Here is an 18,123-nt window from a genome sequence, read left to right on the forward strand (position 1 = left end):
CAATCTCATGAAGTAGTACAAAATTCTTGAGATTGCCACATCGAGGCTTTGCCTCTCCTCGCAATGACGAGTTAGTAGTATCCACGCAACAAAACAAAATTAACCAAATGACTGAAAAGCTGCAACCACTCCGAGGAATGAAAGATCTCTTGCCGGATGATTATAAAGTCCACGACTATATAATTAACAAAGCAAGAGATGTTGGAGTATTGTACGGCTATAAACAAATGAGTACTCCTATTTTGGAGTATACTAAAGTCTTTAACCGTTCGATGGGTGAAAGCTCTGACGTAATCAGCAAAGAAATCTATAGTTTTTTAGATAAAAGCAATGATTCCGTAGCATTACGATCTGAATTTACAGCATGTATTATAAGAAGCCTCATCTCAAACGGATTACAACATAAATTACCATTAAAGTTTTTCTCTACCGGTCCTGTTTTTCGTTATGATAGACCGCAAGCAGGGCGTCAAAGACAATTTCACCAACTAAATTATGAGTATATCGGTGCTAAAGGAGCAATTACTGATGCTGACACTTTGAAGTTAGCCGTTGATATATTAAAAGCACTTGAAATAGAGCAGGATACTACCTTAGAGCTTAACTCTCTTGGATGTAATGAATCAAGAAGCGTTTATCAGCAGAAATTAGTAGAATATCTAAATGATTTTAAAGATCAATTATCAGAAGAAAGCAAAATAAGGTTATCCAAAAATCCAATGCGGATACTTGATTCTAAAAGTAAGACTGATCAGAAAATAATAGCAAACGCACCGGTTTTATCTGAATATTACACTGATGAATCCCAAGAATATTTTGAGGAGTTAATAAAGTATCTAGATATTTTAGGCGTGAAATATAGCATAAATCCACGCTTGGTTAGAGGGCTTGATTATTATTGTCATACTGTTTTTGAATTCACTACAAAAAAGCTAGGGAGCCAATCTACTATTCTAGCCGGTGGACGTTATGACGGGCTTGCTAAAATCATGGGTAATAACGATGATGTGCCGGCTATCGGTTTTGCTGCCGGTATTGAGCGAATTGCTTTAATGCGGGAATATAATATATCTGAAGTTAAGCTGGTATTTGTATTACCTATAGGCAAAAATAATATTTGCTATGCTTTAGAAATTGTAGATAAATTGCGAACAGAAAATATTGCTACTATCATAGAACCCCTAGGTAAAATACCTAAAAGAATGCAACGCATTTTTAATGAAAATGCTAAATTTATTATTTTTATAGGTGACGAAGAGCAGGCGAATAATAACTTAAAAATCAAAGACTTAAAAAAAGAAGAAGAATATATAGTAGATTTTGCAAAAGCTCTTGAGCTATTGAAGAAATAAGATTTTTTATTGTTATACCGTGAACCTTCCATGGTATCCATCAAAATTAACTTTAAGTAATAAGCATTTATGAATCTTGCCACAAGCTCGGCATTGCCCGCATGGCTCTTATGTTATGCCTGCATAGGTCTTGTTGTGTGGATACTGAAGGTCGTCATTGCAAGGAAAAACTGTAAGTTTTGACTAAGCAATCCAGTAAAAAATTCTGATTGACAGAATTTTTTTATTATTGTTTTGGACTGCCACGCAGTCTACGACTGTTCGCAATGACGGGGCGGTATCTACGCAACAACGTCTTCGCTGGAATGACATAAAACGAGTCATGCAACAAGACCTGCAGTTGTTCACAGTGGCGATTAGGTGTCTATACAATAATACCATTTAACCACGACATCTAAAAATATGATTGTTATAAACGATTTAGCCATGAGTTATGGTACAAGAATACTATTTACCAATGTAAATTTGCATATTAAAAACAATAAACGATATGGTTTAGTAAGTGCCAACGGAGCAGGTCAAACAACTTTTTTCAAGTTCTTAACTAAGGAAGAAGAGCCAGCTTTCGGTGAGATTAACATACCAAAAAACTCCAAAATAGGTTGTTTAAAACAAGATCAGTTTCTTTACGAAAATACTAAAATTATAGATACGGTAATAGCAGGGAATAAGGAGTTATGGAAAGCTTTACAGGAAAAAGAAGAGATATGAAATCGGCAGGAATGTAGCGATGAAGATGGGTATAAGTTTGGTGAACTTGAACAAGCAATATACGATAATGACGGTTATACTGCTGAAATTTTTGCAGCTAGCTTGCTTGTAGGTCTTGGAATAGCCGAAAAATACCATTATGCGCCGCTTTCTGCGTTGTCAGAAGGTTATAAGCTTCGTGTATTACTCGTACAAAGTCTATTTAATAATCCCGATATTTTACTATTCGACGAACCGACAAACCATCTTGATATTATCTCAATATATTGGCTTGAGCATTATTTCAAAAACTCTTTTAAAGGAATATTAATTTTTATATCGCATGATTTAGCTTTTTTAAATAATGTCGCAACGGATATGATGATTATATTGAGAAATACGGCAACGATTATTTAAGTTCTACTACAAAATTATCCTAAGTTTTAGGCATTGCTCATTAAATATAGATATCGTTATTGCGAGCAGCCATAGGCTGCGTAGCAATCTCGTCAAATATCCTGAGATTGCTTCGTCAATTGCTATGCAATTTCCTCGCAATGACGATAAAAATCGAGTCATACAACAAAGCAGAATCTGAAAGTTAATCACTCCACATTATAAAACTCCAAATGATGACCGCTAATGAACTTTTTTACTTCAGCATGGTTACCATACTCATCAACATTTAATAATAACCCTTGTTCATTAAAATATAATATATTCGTAAATAATCGGTCATCACAGTCCCACTTAGCTTTAAAAGCATTTTCCTTAATAAGTTTAATTCCGTTTAATCCGTGTTTGTGATATATTATTCCTTTTTTTAAAGCAGAAACAAAAGAGGTAACTTTACTTTTATCAAAGGTATTATAGATTTTTTTAGACATTGTACCGTAACAATCAAATCCTCTATATTTGCCAAGAAATTTAGCCGTATCTTTTGTGACTTCCTGATTATCAATTTTAATTTGACCTTCTTTAGGAATATTCCAAGAATTATTATTGAAGTTGGTAATCATTTAAATGGCTAGATAAAATTCATGTTTCTTTTTTAGTTGATAATATTGATGGATTTTTTTTGTATCATATTGAAGGGTTAATTATTCTAAGTTTTCTATTTGCTTATTATCGGGGGAATAGCTTGCAATAATCCCTTCTTGTTTTTTTTTGACTTAATTTACTTGCATATTTTTGTACTTTTTGGGGTTATTATTTAATAAGGCGGTAACTACTCCAATTTCTAAAGTGTTTTCATTGTAAGAATCATTTTGCAGAGCATTTTCAACATTTTGGAAAATCTTTTCAGATTTTTCAGAAGTTAATTTAGTCTCGTTATCTGTTATTAAACCGGTATTAACGGCTTTAAGAACCTCTGCTTTTTCATTGGACGTTAGAGTATTATTTTGAAGTAACGTATAATTTGGGTCCACGTAACTCCAAAATTTTATAATAGCCTTTTCATACAAATTTATTTGATGCTCAGGTATCTTATTTAAAAGATCAGAAGCCGTTTTAAATTGCTTACTACATAGGGCAAGTGAGAATGCTAGAAGTATGTTGTTTGGGGTATCACTAATTGCTTTTAGTTTTTCGGTTAATATTGATTGCTGGTTTTTGTTAATTTTTTTTATTGGAAATTCTGTTATAAAAAGCCATGTATTTACAGCCATCATATATTGTGATGAATAGAAAGGAACTAAAGTATTTTTTTAATTACATCTAACGTCTTATAAGAAATTTCATATGGATTAGTTAACATTTCTAGAATGTATTTTATATATTATTCTACCGGCACATATTGTATTAAGTCATTAGCTTTATCACATTCGCCTTGTATTCTATAATTAGACCATAAATGATAGGCTGCTGTTGGATGTGTGGGTAGAAGCACAAAAGCATGTTCATAACATTTAGTGGACATATCATAGCTTCCGGTTTCTTCATAAACACGACCTGTTCTATAATACCACTGGACTAAAACCCGATTTTCAGTATTAGTATTTAACGAAAAAATAGATTCTTCAAGTAAAGCTTTTGCCTCTTCACAATTTTTATTTTCCATTAATAAATCAGAGAATTGACCTGACAAATCTAAGCTGGATTTTATAGTGCTTGGGTAATTTTAAGCTTAGATTCCGGTTCAATAAGCTTTAGCACGGGGGGGAGTAGATATTCTGCACATTTGCTATATTGTTCAACTTCTTTTGCAAAGTATAAAATATAGATTTATTGCTGCAATTATACGTTTAAATATCTCTTTAGCAGCTTCATTGTGTCTATTTAATATACTACATTGAAAGGCAAGACTCATTATTTGAATTTTGGTTAACGTATCAGGTGGTATAGAAATGATTTTATCCGGCATCCATTTTATGAGTTCACCATCTAATTGATATTCAAAAAAGCCTGGTCTCTGTATTATTTCATAATTTTTCAACAATTCATGATTTGTATAACTTTCATATGGATAATTAGGCATTAATTTATGTATTAGTGAATGCTTAATTTCTGTAGCTTTCTTGCTACTTACTGTAGATTTTTCACTATTTAAATGTTCAAATATATAAGGCATTGCTTCTATAGCGGCACCAACAGTTGGTATAGATGAAAAGTTTTTATCCATTTCTACTACATCAAGACCGGAAAAGTTTTTTCTAAAATTTCTTATGTTATTTTCTGATAATATATTGGGGGTGTTATAAACCGTGGTAATATCAAGCTTAAAAGTAATTGAAGGCTCTGCATTTTTCATGAATATAATTTAGTATTAGTTGGGCTTAAGAACTGCTCCAATGTGATAGGAAAGGTTTAAAATTTTACATAGAATTATTATTAAAAACTTACAGTGTATGAACTTTTTATTACTGGCTTCCTGCTTCTAGCTAGGAATGACATCGAGAGGCTAAATTAACTCACAAAGCAATTTTTCTAAGTAATGTCTATTCAAACCCAAATCCAGTAAAATATTTATGAAAATATCCGGTATCATGGTATGACACTGAAGTGTTTTTCAAAAGCCATACTAAATTGATTACTAAAATTTTTCACATAACCTAATGACAAAAATAAAATATGAATATATTATTTAATTTTAGAATAATTTAAATAATATATATTCAATGAGTGCAGATACTAATATTAGCGACGGTTTAGAAGTCGTTACGCAAGATCATTTATCGATTTTTTCTTTAATAAGCTCCTCCGACATTATCGGTAAGTCAGTTATGCTGATGTTGCTTATTGCCTCTATTTGGTCATGGGCTATTATTTTGGATAAAATATTTAAGCTAGTGCAAGTGCAGAAAAGCATGCGGGCATTTGAAAATGTGTTTTGGTCCGGTGGAGTATTAGAGCAATTATATGAAAGCATAAAGAGGTCGGTTAATAATCCGCTAGCTTTAATTTTTGTCTCAGCTATGGATGAGTGTAAAAGCTTAAGCACTAAAGGGCTTTCTGAAGGCTTAAAAAACAACCATAAAGAGCGTATAATGGGTGCAATGTACTTAGCTCAAAATAGGGAAGTCGAAAAGCTCGAGAAAAATTTAAGCTTCTTGGCAACTGTTGGATCAAGTGCTCCTTTCGTAGGTTTATTCGGTACCGTTTGGGGGATTATGCATAGCTTCCAATCGATTGCTACTTCAAACAATACTTCTCTTGCCGTAGTAGCTCCCGGAATTGCCGAGGCGTTACTTGCAACTGCGATAGGCTTATTTGCAGCTATTCCGGCAGTAATTTTTTATAATTATCTGATTTCCCGTATTATTCTTATCAATAATAAGATTGAAGATTTTATTAGTGAGTTAAACTCTATACTTTCTAAGGCAATTGATCAGGAGAAAATGTAATGGTTATAAAGCTTGCCGGAAATAATAGAAAAAGTAAAAGAGCGGTAGTTAGCGAAATTAACGTTACGCCGCTTGTTGACGTGATGCTTGTGCTATTAATTATTTTCATGATTACTTCTCCAATGCTTGTTTCAGGAGTAAACGTGGATTTGCCTGAGACAAATTCAAGTCCGATTTCAGGTCAGGATGAGCCTTTGGTTGTTACTATCAATAATAAAGGCAAAATTTTCTTACTTGAAATTCCAATAGAAAGAATGCATTTAACCGACAAGCTTGCAAATATCACTAAAGAAAAAAAGGATGCTAGAATTTTTGTAAGAGGTGATAGAAATGTTTCTTATGGGCAGGTAGTAGAGATAGTTGCCGCAATTCATGCTGCCGGTTTTTCTCGTGTAGCTCTTATTTCAAATATTAAAAATAATGAAAAGTAATCAAAATAAGGATAATTTTACGGTTTTCCTTAGCTTCTCTGTTGTTCTGCACTTACTTCTTTTATATTTTTTTCTATTTGGTATGCTGTCACTTTTTGAAAAATTACCGGAAGAGCAAACTATAACTTTTGAAATATTACCTGTTAGCGATAAATCAAATATTATCACTCAGACAAAGCAAAAAGAAGCCCCTATAGAAAACGAAGACGCTAAAAAATCTGAGCAGAGTAAGCCAAAAGAAGAAGAACCGCAAGATTTGCCTAAAGCAGAAAAAGCAAAAGAGCCTGAGGCTAAAACAATGGAAGAAAAGCCTAAAATAGAAGAGAAAAAACCTATAGAAGAACCAAAGTCTGAAGAAGCAAAAGAAGCGTTACCTGAGAAGAAAGAAGAAGTAAAGGAAGAAAAACCTAAAGAAGAAGAAAAAAAACAAGCAGAAGAAAAGAAGAAGCCCGAAGAAAAGAAAGAGGAAAAGAAACCGGCTGAGAAACCTAAAGAGGTGAAGAAAAAAGAGCCTAAAACCGATGAGCTTGATTCTTTGCTGAAGAATTTAGAGCAATCTGCGGAGGGGGATAATGTAAAATCCAATAAGCATCAAAGGTCAAAAAAAGCTGATAATGCAAAAGAAGCTAAAGGGGTTTATACGGATGGGCTGCCTCTTTCCGATAGTGAAACATCTTTGATAAAAAGACAGATTGAAAGACATTGGAGTAATGTACCGGCAGGAGTTAGAGGTAATAATAAGGTAAAAGTCATTATTAGTATTACGCTAGATAAAGCAGGTAATGTTGAGCAGGCAAAGGTTAACGAAAAAATCTGTCCTAATATTCCGGCTAGTGTTTGTGAAGCTTTGGCGGATAATGCAATTAGAGCGGTATGGCAAGCAAGTCCTATCGAAAACCTTGACTCTGCACGCTTTAACCATTGGAAAGAGATTAATTTTAGCTTTGATCCAAGTAAATTGTAGTAGGTTGGGCATTGCCTGCGTGGATACCACCCCGTCATTGCGAGCAGTCGTAGACTGAGTGGCAATCTCATGAAATAATAACAAACTTCTGAGATTGCTTCGTCAATTGCTATGCAATTTCCTCGCAATGACTATTTTCGAGCCCACGTAGGCAAGCCTTTCGCAGGAATGACATTATAAGAACCATGCAATAATTAAAAAATATTATTCATCATGTTCGTGGTGATCACCGATGAATTCAAGCCCCATATCTTTTTGCTCATTATTGAAACAACAAGTAGCAGCAATAACCAAACAAGAATAATAAGGTTGCTTCCATTAAAAATAGGGTCAAAGCAGCATTACTAAAGCTTGCTAACTCATATTCTGAAGGTAATAAATCCGTAGGGATGTCTTTGTTCATAAAACTTAGTTATTATGTTTACTATTTGTAAATAAAAACACTCTATAACTTTGTCTATTAAAATTACATTTATTTCACAAAGTTTTAAGAGCAGGATAAGTAAATAATAATACATGGCATAAATTTAGACCGAAATGAACTAATCATAGAGCATAATATTTTGCCTGTTTTATAATTATGCATAACCATAGAAAAAACCGCATATAGTGCTTAAAGCTATATTTATATATATTTAGTCCGCCTTGAAAATGTGCGATCCCAAATATTAAAAAATATTAAAGATGCTATAATAAATAACAGTTAAAATCTGCTGTTTTGGTAAAAGATTTTGTAATGTTCTTTGTAAAAACCCTCGAAAGAATACTTCCTCAGCCATACAGACGAAAAAGAAATATTATTGTAATGAGAAAAATGTAGGTGATAGTTAAGGATGACATATAAACCTTTGTAAAAAACTATTTATTAATATATAGTTATTTTTTAGCATTAAAAATAGAAAAATTATTAAATATAGAGATTTTTAATAAATAATAATTGGATTTTAAAAAGAAAATATAAAAGATAATCATAAAAAAAACCAATGAAATAATATATATAGAATAGGGCGATTTTATGAAAGATATAGAATATTGGGAAAAAATTTTTGAAAGCTGTAAATATTCAGATAAATTAATCGAAAGGCTTTTATTTTTAAATACCCAAGTAAAACAACCTATCGATATTAGAGAAGTTAAAAAAGGTATTTATTATGCTCGTAAATATCATGGTGAGCAAATGCGTCAATCAGGTGACCCTTATTATTCTCATCCAATCGCAGTAACAATTATGGTAGCGGAATTTGTAGCAAAAGAAGTGCCTAAACTCTTTACTTTTAGAATGCTACAAGCTGCATTACTTCATGACACTATTGAAGATACTGAACTTACTGAAGAAATGATTAGCAATATTTTTGATGAAGAAGTAGCAAAGCATGTAGCAGGTCTAACTAGAATTAAACCTTGGGGAAAAATAAGTAGCGAGAAAAGTCTTATTTTATTAATTAAACAAAAAAGATACGATACTGCTCTTATAAAACTTTTTGATAGAATACATAATTTACAAACTTTGGAAGCAAAATCGCCTGAAAAAGCTCATAAAATAATTAAAGAGACATTAAAAACCTTTTTAGTGTTAAGTGAAATACTTGAAATACCTTCAGTTTCAGAGCTGATATATGCTGAATGTTATAAAAATAATTTTAAGTTTAATATAAATGCTACTTTAAATAAAATTATAAATTTCGATTCGTTTCCATTTGCTGAAAATAAGTTACTCCCATAAAGAAAGTTATACCTATCGGAATGAAAATTAAAAATAATCCCCAATATCCTAGATAATTGGTAATATAAACTAAACCAAATGACGTTATAATATAAGTAAATAATTTTGCTATTGCACTTAGCATACTAGTATATGTAAATCTCTTAAAAACCGGAAAATATTTATAAAATATAGGAGCTGCCGGTATGTGATCAAATACGAATAATGCAGCTAAACATTGAAAAATAAAAATATATAAAGGAGTAGGGTTATAATGTAACATTATAGGAAAAAAAATGAGAGAGGTAAAAAATAGATATAATTTTACCTTTAGGATTTTTAAAGGATGGATTTTATAGCTAATAAATGCAAGACCGATAATACCGAGTAAATCTATTATAGATACCCAAAAATTTTGATTTATAATTTGATTTGGAGTAAATCCGCATTCTCTTTTTAATATATCACCGCAATATATATATACAAAATAAAAACACGGTGGTCTAGCACACTGGATAAAGAAATACCAAATAGAAGTGGTGTTTGGAACTTTTTGATCTAGAATATCTTTGTCAATTTCTTCAAGCATAATATTATTTTCTTGAAGTCTTAGTTTTAATTTGTTGCTTTTATTTGAAAATGCCTCTGCTTCTTTTAAACTAGTCCTTGCAATAGTACCTACAAACGCGATAGTTGCACCAACGAAAAATGCTATACGCCAACTTGATTCATGGTGATAAATATTTTGATTAGTAAAAATTGATGCAATACCTAGTGCTACCGTAGTGCCTACGGCAGAAAATACGGTTATAATTGCTACTAATGGATATTGTATAGGAGGAGATGAATTTTCGGTTAAGTATAGCTCTGCACCTCGTGCTTCTGCAGTTGCTGACATACCTTGAATTATACGACATATAGTAAGAACCCAAGAGGCTGTTATACCTATCTGTGCATATGTTGGCATGCTGCCTATAATCACACAAGTAATAGCCATTAATAGGGTAGTTAAAACAACGACAATCTTACGTCCAAAATGATCACCTATATACCCAAATATTAATGCTCCTATAGGTCTTAGCAAATAGGTGGAACAGAAAGAAAAGGCAGTAAGTAACGAAAAAGTGAAAGAATCATATTCCGGAAAAAATAAATTATTTAAAAGCATCGCCATATGCACATAAAGCATAAGGTCAAAATACTCTAGAAATGTACCTATAGAAAGTAATCCGACTGCTTGTTTTTGTTCTGTATTTAAACTTCTTTGTTCTTTTTCGTAGCCTAACATATAAATAACCTTTATATATAATTAGATTACAAAATAGGCTATACTTCTTTTGGTTCAAAGTCAATAAAGAATTAAAGAATTTTTAATAAATATTGTTACAAAATATTTAGGTTCCGTAAAGTCATCTAACTTAAAATTTTCAAATTATCTATTTTTCTCTGAAAGCTTTAAATGCAGTATCAGTAACGGGATCAAGTAAATATCTAAGTAGTGTTCTAGTACCTGTTACAATTTGTACCTCAGCTTGCATACCGGGGTGTAATTCAAGATTTTTAACTTTAGCAACTTTGTTAAATTCATCCATATCGATTTCAACTCTTGCAACATAATAATTATCTTGCTGTTGTCCCGGATGCTGTCTTTCATCTTGTACGATATCTGGAGATATGCTTACTACTTTACCGGTAAATGTTGGAGTTGTTCTTGATTTAAATGCACTGAAACGTATTTTTGCAACTAATCCCTCATGTACTGAGTCAATGTTTTTTTGAGATACCTTTGCTTCTATTATTAATGGGTCATTAGTTGGCGAAATTTCCATAATAGGTTGTCCGTGACTTATAACACCGCCTATTGTATGATATTTTAAATTATTAACTATACCGTCAACAGGTGATCTGATTATCACACGATTAAGCGAATCCGTCAGGGCATTATATTTTTCTTTAAGAGATGCGGTTTGTACTTGAGCTTCACGAAGCTCTGTTAAAGTCCGTTCAGTGTATTTATTTTGTTGATTTATAATTTTAATTTGAGTTTCGGTAATAGCATGGCGTATTCCTGCTATTTCAGCTTCAGTTGTTGCAACATCGCTTTTTGAAGCGGCAACTTTTGCCTCTTGGTCTAATAAGGCTGCTTTTTGTACAAAGCCTTTTTCTTTTAACGTTCTTAAAGCGTTTAAACGGTCTTGATAAACTTCAGCAGTTTTGGAGGCGGCAACTTTTTTTGCTTCTAAACCTTCAATTTTTTTCTCAAGTTGAGCAATATTTTGATATAATGAATCTTTCTCTGAGTTATATACTTCTTTTCTAGATCTAAATAAATTTTCCTGCGTATGAATTATTTTAGCTACTTCCGGTAAATTGATATCCTGCATTAGAAAATCAGAGAATTCGATTTGTTCTAAATTATCACGTTCGGCAATTAAACGATTTTCAGTTGCTAAAAAATTACGGTACTGACCAAGAATATTTTCATGTTCGCTTTTTATTCTAGTTTCTTCAAGCTCTATTAATTTATCGCCTTCTTTGACTTTATCACCTTGCTTCACATAAATAGCATTGATTATTCCGCCTTCATGATGTTGAATCGTTTTTTTATTTGTGCTTGGCATTACGATACCGACAGCTACAGCACCACTATCAAGCGGAGCAAGAGCCGACCATAATCCGCCTATTAATACTAAAAAGATTATAACATAAATACCGAAAAGTATAGGTGATCTTGCAGCTTGGGCTACGTTATTACGATCTTTATCGGTTTTCTTGGTAATAAAATTAACAAACCTATCAAGTTTTACTAATAAGAATTCTATAGCATGAGAGGTTTTCTTTAATGTAGCATTTATTAAAGCTTTACGTTTAGAACTTTGACCTTTAAGATTTAACGCATCTTCTCTTAAGGACAATAATTGTTTTAATTGTTCCGGAGTAATTTGAGGTTTATTGTGTTTTAAGTCCTGCATAATATTTAATCATTATTATATTTAGTCATCATTGTTTGTATTTTGCGTCATTGCGAGGACATGACGTAGTAATTGACGAAGCAATCTCGATAGAATTCATGAGATTGCCACGCTCACTAAGGTTTGCTCGCAATGATGATTTGGAAGTCACGCAACAATGCCAATCAGGTCACGATATGACACTTTAGTTATTAATATGCATTGTACCGCTTTTTAAAGTTTTCAAGTGTTTTTGAATCTCTTCTTCCGTTCCGTAAACTGCAACGACTCCATCCTGTAATATTAGAATTTTATCAACAACGGATAATACGGATGGTCTATGTGAAATTACAAGAACTGCTATTCCTTTAAGTTTTGCTTGTTTTAAGGCACTTGCAAGGGCAACTTCACCTGCCTCATCTAAATTAGCATTAGGCTCATCTAAAATGATGAGTTTTGGATTACCGTAAAAAGCTCTAGCAAGTCCGATACGCTGTCTTTGACCACCTGATAGATTAGAGCCTGCAGGACCGATATCAGAATCATAACCGTCAGGGAATCTTAATATCATTTCATGAGCTCCGGCTATTTTAGCTGCTTCAATAACTTTTTGCGGATCGGCATCTTCTTCCATTCTAGCTATATTTTGTTTAATACTACCGCTAAAAAGTTCTATTCCTTGCGGAAGATAGCCGACATGTCTACCGAAATCTTCTCTATTCCAACGATAAATTTCAGCATTATCTAAACGTACGGAACCTGATGATTCTTTCCATACCCCGACTATGATTTTAGCTAAAGTTGATTTTCCTGTAGCCGAAGGACCGATAATTGCTAAAACTTCGCCCGGTTGTACTGCAAAACTAACGCCTTTTAAGATATATTTCGGTACGGGAGGTTGCGGTAAATGTTTCGGTATAGGGTGAGCATAATAAATATTTTCAACAGTAAGATGACCATCAACGTTCGGAATTGGCATCGTTTCGTCTCTAGAAGAATAAGTGTTAAATAAATTATTAATGTTTTTGTATGATTTAATAGCGCCGCTCATACTTTTCCATAAATCAATAGCATTATCGAAAGGAGCAAGAGCTCTACCGACTATGATAGAACTCATAATCATATTACCGGGAGTCATATCTGCACTGTGAGATTTTACAACAATGTAAGCACCAACTCCGGTAACAGCCATTTGCATTATATTACGGATAAACCTTGAAAAGTTAGAAATAACACCGTTACGATAGCTAGCAACCGATTGCTTATCAAGTGCTAATATGTTAAATTTATGCCAATTTTTTGTAACATTCTTCATCATTCCCATTGCTTCAATTGCTTCTGCATTTCTGTTTGCAATATCGGCTTGTGTCATACCTTTTATCGAAAATTCGGTAGCTTCACCGAGCGTTTTATTAGTAGCTGCAGCGTTAAAGAAAGCGGTTGAAACTATTATAATTGCACCAAAAACGGTAATAAGACCGATATATGGATGAATTGAAAAAATAACCGCAATATAGATAAGGCTCCAAGGGGCATCGAATAAAGTATTAATTCCGGTACTTGTTAGGAATGTTTTGACGGCTTGAAAATCACGTAATAATTGGCTAGAACCCATATTTGCTCGTGTTGCAGCTGCAGAAATTGAAGAAGCAAAAATTACGGGCGCTACTGTTCTATCAAGCCATTCTCCTACCTTTATAAGTGTAAAAGAACGAGCAATTTGTAATAATCCGTAAACAAAATAAATATATGCGATTATTATTGATAAAAATAATAATGTTTGTAGATTACCGCTTCCAAGGACTCTATCAAGAACTTGTAGTGAGTACAGAGGAGTAATTAACATTAGTAAGTTGATTACAAAAGCAAACCAAAAGACTATCCAAAAAGCTGTCCTACATTCGCCTAATGCTATTACTAGAGGGTTTTTTTTATTTAATTGATTATTATTTTTATTATCCATATTAGTTATATTATAAATAATTATTAATTAATTCTTCAGCAATTTGAACACTGTTTAAAGCTGCTCCTTTACGTAAGTTATCACATGTGATCCATAGATTTATCGTATTATCTCTACTTACGTCATTCCTAATTCGGGAGACATATATGGCATCTTCGCCTACCACTTCAACGGGTGAGATATACGCAAGGTCATTATTATTAGAAATTGTAACAATTCCATCGGCATCTTGTAATATTTCTTCGACTTCTTTGGCATCAATTTTGTCGTTAAATTCTATGTTAACCGATATAGAATGACCGATAAATACCGGTACTCTAACCGAAGTAACGCTAGCTTTAAAGTGATTACCTATAATTTTGTTTAGTTCAGAAGCAATTTTCGCTTCTTCACTTGTATAGCCATCTTTATTGAAATCACCTATATGAGGAAAAAGATTAAATGCAATCTGTTTTGGAAATTTCTTAGGATCATTCTCTCCAAAAACATATTTAGATTTTGTTTGGTCGTAGAGTTCGTCCATTCCTGCTTTACCTGCTCCTGATACTGATTGATAAGTAGATATCACTACTCTTTTAATCTTTATTTCATTATCTAGCGGTTTTAATGCTACTGCAAGCGGAATGACGATACAGTTAGGGTTAGCTATGATATTTTTAGTATTAAACTCTTTAAGTGTTGATAAATTAACCTCAGGTACAATTAACGGCACTTGATTATCAACTCTAAAAAGTGAGGATTTGTCGATAACTACACAATTACTAGCCGTAGCTTTTGGTATAAATTCTTTTGAAACTTCTGAACCTGCACAAAAAAAAGCAATATCGATATTGTCAAAATGTAAACTTTTTAAACTATTAATTTGTAGTATTTTTTCTCCAAAGCTTACTTCCCGTCCTAGAGAGCTATCTGAAGCTATAGCATAAACTTTATTAATGGGGAAATTACGCTCAACTAGAATATTTAGAGTTTCACGCCCTACATTTCCTGTAGCTCCGATTACTGCAATATTGTATTTTTTAGTCATTATTTATTAATCCGATGAGTTTTTCACCTCCGATAATATGGAAATGGAAATGAAAAATAGTTTGTCCCGATTTCTCGCCTTTATTAGTTATTAAACGATAACCGTCTTTATCTAAACCCGCTTCATTTGCTATATCAGAAATTTTAGCAAAAAAATGTGTTATTTCGTCTATAGAAGCTTTAGAGATGAAATCGGCATAATCTATATATTCGTTTTTAGGTATAACGATAATATGTACAGGTGCTACGGGTGCTATATCTTTGAATGCTAAAATTTGTTCGTCTTCATAAATTATTTCTGCCGGAAGATTTTTACCTATGATTTTTGCAAAAACATTTTCTTTGTTATACATCATTTTATTCCTGTTAAAAGCTTTATTGCATGGCTTGATTTTCCGTCATTGCGAGTAAAAAATGTAAGTTTTGACGAAGCAATCCAGTAAGAAATGCTAATTTTAGCATTTCTTTAATTTTTTTCTGGATTGCCGCGCAGTCTACGACTGCTCGCAATGACGATTTAATATTTATGAAACCACGTTTCTGTTAAACAAGCATATTACACTACGTTTTAGAAATTTTAATTCAGCTTCAATTCTAGAGTTGGCAATTATTATATCTTCTAGTCGGTAATTATTTCTTTTTAAATAATTTTCTCTAATATCTGAAGCAAAAAAGCCGAAGCCTAATATTAAGACTATCTTAAATATAAACTTTAACTCTTCGATATTAATTGCCGTAACGATTATATTCGCTATTACGGTAATAGCAACAACTAACCACATTTTATGGTATAATGCCCAAAATATACTTAAAAGAGCCGCTATCCATGAAAAACCTTCTTCAATAACAATAAAATTATTATTTTTTTGTGTGGAGTTAATGTATATTGCGTATATATTCATTATTTAAGTTTAAGCCTTGAAAATTCAAGGGACAATAATTAATTAAATTGGATTAGTCAAGTATACTCGTTTAATTTGGAAAATTGGCTACGTTGTCTTGGTAAGTCCTCGGATGCTCACGTATTAATATACGCTCCGCTCCTCGGCTTACAGACTCCTTGCTCTTTTCCAAATTAAACTTCGTCTATTCGTCTACTTAACAGTAATTCTAATAGTACTTAATTAGCAACTGAATATCAATAAATTTTATATTATGTCAGATAATTTAGCCTTACACGGCACAACAATACTTTGTTTAAAAAAGAACGAAGAAATAATTATAGCAGCAGATGGACAAGTCTCGCATGGTAATACCGTACTAAAATCTACAGCACGAAAACTTCGGACTATAGCAAATAATAAAATTATTGCCGGTTTTGCAGGTTCTACGGCTGACGGTCTTGCGTTATTTGAAAAACTTGCAGTAAAGATAGAGCAACATAAGCATAATTTACTTAGAAGTGCAGTTGAGCTTGCAAAAGATTGGCGTAGCGATAAATATTTGAGACGTTTGGAAGCAATGATGATTGTTGCTGATCGTAGTCATATATTAATTTTAACCGGTAACGGTGATGTCGTAGAGCCTGAAAATAATGTTGCAGCAATAGGTTCAGGCGGTTTATTTGCACTATCTGCCGCTCGCGCTCTAATGTCTTACGAGAATAATTTAACTGCTGAAGAAATTGCTTTAAAATCTATGAATATAGCTGCAGATTTGTGTGTATTTTCTAATCATAATATTATAATGGAAAAAGTTGTATGAAAGCTACTAAAACTACTTATAAAAAAGACCCTATGGGGCTTACCCCTTCTCAAATAGTGAATGAACTTAATAGATTTATCGTAGGTCAAGAAAAGGCCAAAAAAGCCGTTGCTATTGCACTTAGAAATCGTTGTCGTCGTAAAAGAGTAGAAGGTAATTTACGTAATGAAATAGTACCGAAAAATATTTTAATGATTGGTTCAACCGGTGTCGGGAAAACGGAAATAGCAAGACGCCTTGCAAAGCTGACTAATTCGCCTTTCTATAAAATTGAAGCAACTAAATTTACTGAAGTCGGATATGTAGGGCGTGATGTAGAATCAATAATGCGTGATTTAGTCGAAATAGCCGTTAATACTGAAAAAACTTTAGCAAAAACGAAAGTAGATATTAATGCCCGTGAAAAAGCGATAGAGAGAATATTAGATAGTTTAGTAGGTAAAACTTCTAGTAGTGAGACTAGAGAAAAGTTCAAAGAAAAAATTTTAAACGGCGAACTTGATGATACGGAAATTGAAATTAGCGTAGCTGATACTATACCTGTCGGCAGTGGAAGTTTTGAAATACCGGGTATGCCGGGCGCATCTATGGGCGTTCTTAATCTTGGCGATATGATTGGACGAGCCCTTGGCAGCAGTAAGACTAAAACAAAAAAAATGCTAGTTAAAGATGCTATGGCTATTATTATACCTGAAGAATCAGAAAAATTAATAGACCAAGAAAAAATTATTCAGCAAGCTATAAATTTAGCTGAAAATGATGGTATAGTTTTTATTGATGAAATTGATAAAATAGCTTCGACTGGTAGTTCCGGAGCAAAAAATGCCGAAATAAGTAGAGAGGGAGTGCAAAGAGATTTGCTACCTTTGATAGAGGGCACGACGGTTAATACTAAATATGGACCGGTTAAAACCGATCACATATTATTTATTGCTTCCGGTGCTTTCCATATTGCTAAACCTTCTGATTTATTACCGGAGTTACAAGGAAGGTTACCGATTAGAGTAGAATTAAATTCGCTTACCAAAGATGATATGATTAAAATATTGCTTGAGCCTGAAACTAGTTTAATAAAACAATATTCGGCGTTAATAGGTACTGAAGACGTGTGTCTTGAATTTGCTGCTTCTGCTATTGAGAAGATAGCGGATTATGCGATCACCGTTAATTTAGAAGTCGAAGATATAGGGGCTAGAAGGCTGCATACTATACTTGAGAATTTGCTTGAGGATATAAGCTTTGAAGCTAGCGAAATGAAAGGCAAAAAAATAACTATCGATGATAAATTCGTAGAAAATCAATTGTCAAAAATAATAACTAATCTTGACCTAGCTAAGTTTGTTCTATAGTATGTTTTTTGATCAATGGTTGAGATAAGATTGTTATTTTTCATCATTACGAGGAAATTATGTCAGTAATTGACGAAGCAATCTCAGGAGTTTATTATTTCATGAGATTGCCACGCAGCCTATGTCTGCTCGCAATGACGATTTAG

Annotated in this window: 17 protein-coding genes and 4 pseudogenes; 8 read left to right on the forward strand and 13 right to left on the reverse strand. The window is 32.8% G+C overall.

What is annotated here, in order from left to right; genetic code table 11:
* Positions 1 to 107: 107 nt before the first annotated feature.
* Positions 108 to 1,352, forward strand: a complete 1,245-nt coding sequence (gene hisS / locus MCC_RS02710; RefSeq protein ID WP_014408431.1) for a histidine--tRNA ligase — start codon at positions 108 to 110, stop codon at positions 1,350 to 1,352.
* A 402-nt stretch (positions 1,353 to 1,754) separates the two neighbouring features.
* A pseudogene (locus MCC_RS11395) lies at positions 1,755 to 2,459 on the forward strand (ATP-binding cassette domain-containing protein).
* Positions 2,460 to 2,776: 317 nt separating this feature from the next.
* Here MCC_RS11395 and MCC_RS09430 read toward each other — a convergent pair.
* The 4 genes and pseudogenes from MCC_RS09430 to MCC_RS10140 form a co-directional block, all read right to left on the reverse strand.
* A pseudogene (locus MCC_RS09430) lies at positions 2,777 to 3,193 on the reverse strand (hypothetical protein); the annotation flags it as partial.
* Positions 3,168 to 3,698: pseudogene (locus MCC_RS10130) on the reverse strand (hypothetical protein). The pseudogenes MCC_RS09430 and MCC_RS10130, both read right to left, overlap by 26 nt.
* 124 nt (positions 3,699 to 3,822) lie before the next feature.
* A complete protein-coding gene (locus MCC_RS10135) occupies positions 3,823 to 4,104 on the reverse strand; it encodes a hypothetical protein (RefSeq protein ID WP_231288742.1) in 282 nt (93 codons plus the stop codon).
* A 132-nt stretch (positions 4,105 to 4,236) separates the two neighbouring features.
* The gene (locus MCC_RS10140) at positions 4,237 to 4,794 is read right to left on the reverse strand and encodes a hypothetical protein (protein WP_231288743.1); all 558 of its coding nucleotides are present in this window, start codon (positions 4,792 to 4,794) and stop codon (positions 4,237 to 4,239) included.
* 367 nt (positions 4,795 to 5,161) lie between these two features.
* On the opposite strand from MCC_RS10140, the gene tolQ reads away from it, so the two are divergent.
* The 3 genes from tolQ to MCC_RS02760 are packed head-to-tail and all read left to right on the forward strand — an operon-like array spanning position 5,162 to position 7,282.
* The gene (tolQ, locus tag MCC_RS02750; RefSeq protein ID WP_014408436.1) at positions 5,162 to 5,887 is read left to right on the forward strand and encodes a protein TolQ; all 726 of its coding nucleotides are present in this window, start codon (positions 5,162 to 5,164) and stop codon (positions 5,885 to 5,887) included.
* The gene (tolR, locus tag MCC_RS02755) at positions 5,887 to 6,318 is read left to right on the forward strand and encodes a protein TolR (protein ID WP_014408437.1); all 432 of its coding nucleotides are present in this window, start codon (positions 5,887 to 5,889) and stop codon (positions 6,316 to 6,318) included. The genes tolQ and tolR overlap by 1 nt, the downstream gene beginning before the upstream one ends.
* The gene (locus tag MCC_RS02760; protein WP_014408438.1) at positions 6,308 to 7,282 is read left to right on the forward strand and encodes a periplasmic protein TonB, links inner and outer membranes; all 975 of its coding nucleotides are present in this window, start codon (positions 6,308 to 6,310) and stop codon (positions 7,280 to 7,282) included. The genes tolR and MCC_RS02760 overlap by 11 nt, the downstream gene beginning before the upstream one ends.
* Positions 7,283 to 7,486: 204 nt before the next feature.
* Here MCC_RS02760 and MCC_RS11095 read toward each other — a convergent pair.
* Together MCC_RS11095 and MCC_RS10145 are read right to left on the reverse strand one after the other, a co-directional pair.
* Positions 7,487 to 7,685 (reverse strand): annotated as a pseudogene (locus MCC_RS11095) (hypothetical protein).
* A 265-nt stretch (positions 7,686 to 7,950) separates the two neighbouring features.
* The gene (locus MCC_RS10145) at positions 7,951 to 8,061 is read right to left on the reverse strand and encodes a CPBP family glutamic-type intramembrane protease (RefSeq protein WP_231288744.1); all 111 of its coding nucleotides are present in this window, start codon (positions 8,059 to 8,061) and stop codon (positions 7,951 to 7,953) included.
* Between the two features lie 236 nt (positions 8,062 to 8,297).
* Between MCC_RS10145 and MCC_RS02765 the strand changes: the two genes are divergently transcribed.
* On the forward strand, positions 8,298 to 9,005 hold the full coding sequence (locus MCC_RS02765; protein ID WP_014408439.1) for an HD domain-containing protein: 708 nt from the start codon (positions 8,298 to 8,300) through the stop codon (positions 9,003 to 9,005).
* Here MCC_RS02765 and MCC_RS02770 read toward each other — a convergent pair.
* The 7 genes from MCC_RS02770 to MCC_RS07770 form a co-directional block, all read right to left on the reverse strand.
* Positions 8,956 to 10,272 carry an MFS transporter gene (locus tag MCC_RS02770; RefSeq protein WP_014408440.1) on the reverse strand — a complete coding sequence of 439 codons (1,317 nt, stop codon included), beginning with the start codon at positions 10,270 to 10,272 and terminating at the stop codon, positions 8,956 to 8,958. The genes MCC_RS02765 and MCC_RS02770 overlap by 50 nt on opposite strands.
* A gap of 148 nt (positions 10,273 to 10,420) precedes the next feature.
* A complete protein-coding gene (locus MCC_RS02775; RefSeq protein WP_014408441.1) occupies positions 10,421 to 11,956 on the reverse strand; it encodes an HlyD family type I secretion periplasmic adaptor subunit in 1,536 nt (511 codons plus the stop codon).
* Positions 11,957 to 12,140: 184 nt separating this feature from the next.
* Positions 12,141 to 13,898: a type I secretion system permease/ATPase gene (locus MCC_RS02780; RefSeq protein WP_014408442.1), complete on the reverse strand. Its 1,758-nt coding sequence runs from the start codon at positions 13,896 to 13,898 to the stop codon at positions 12,141 to 12,143.
* A 10-nt stretch (positions 13,899 to 13,908) separates the two neighbouring features.
* The gene (gene asd / locus MCC_RS02785) at positions 13,909 to 14,925 is read right to left on the reverse strand and encodes an aspartate-semialdehyde dehydrogenase (RefSeq protein ID WP_014408443.1); all 1,017 of its coding nucleotides are present in this window, start codon (positions 14,923 to 14,925) and stop codon (positions 13,909 to 13,911) included.
* The gene (locus tag MCC_RS02790; RefSeq protein WP_014365989.1) at positions 14,918 to 15,277 is read right to left on the reverse strand and encodes an HIT domain-containing protein; all 360 of its coding nucleotides are present in this window, start codon (positions 15,275 to 15,277) and stop codon (positions 14,918 to 14,920) included. Before MCC_RS02790 ends, asd begins: the two co-directional genes overlap by 8 nt.
* 171 nt (positions 15,278 to 15,448) lie before the next feature.
* Positions 15,449 to 15,826, reverse strand: a complete 378-nt coding sequence (locus MCC_RS02795) for a DUF2628 domain-containing protein (protein ID WP_014408445.1) — start codon at positions 15,824 to 15,826, stop codon at positions 15,449 to 15,451.
* Between the two features lie 70 nt (positions 15,827 to 15,896).
* Positions 15,897 to 15,998, reverse strand: coding sequence for a palindromic element RPE5 domain-containing protein (locus MCC_RS07770; RefSeq protein WP_014408446.1), 102 nt, complete (start codon positions 15,996 to 15,998; stop codon positions 15,897 to 15,899).
* Positions 15,999 to 16,079: 81 nt separating this feature from the next.
* On the opposite strand from MCC_RS07770, the gene hslV reads away from it, so the two are divergent.
* Positions 16,080 to 16,628: an ATP-dependent protease subunit HslV gene (gene hslV, locus MCC_RS02800; protein ID WP_014408447.1), complete on the forward strand. Its 549-nt coding sequence runs from the start codon at positions 16,080 to 16,082 to the stop codon at positions 16,626 to 16,628.
* A complete protein-coding gene (gene hslU, locus MCC_RS02805; RefSeq protein ID WP_014408448.1) occupies positions 16,625 to 17,977 on the forward strand; it encodes an ATP-dependent protease ATPase subunit HslU in 1,353 nt (450 codons plus the stop codon). The genes hslV and hslU overlap by 4 nt, the downstream gene beginning before the upstream one ends.
* Positions 17,978 to 18,123 lie beyond the last annotated feature (146 nt).

This window comes from Rickettsia rhipicephali str. 3-7-female6-CWPP (genome assembly GCF_000284075.1).
Classification (GTDB): Bacteria; Pseudomonadota; Alphaproteobacteria; order Rickettsiales; family Rickettsiaceae; genus Rickettsia; species Rickettsia rickettsii.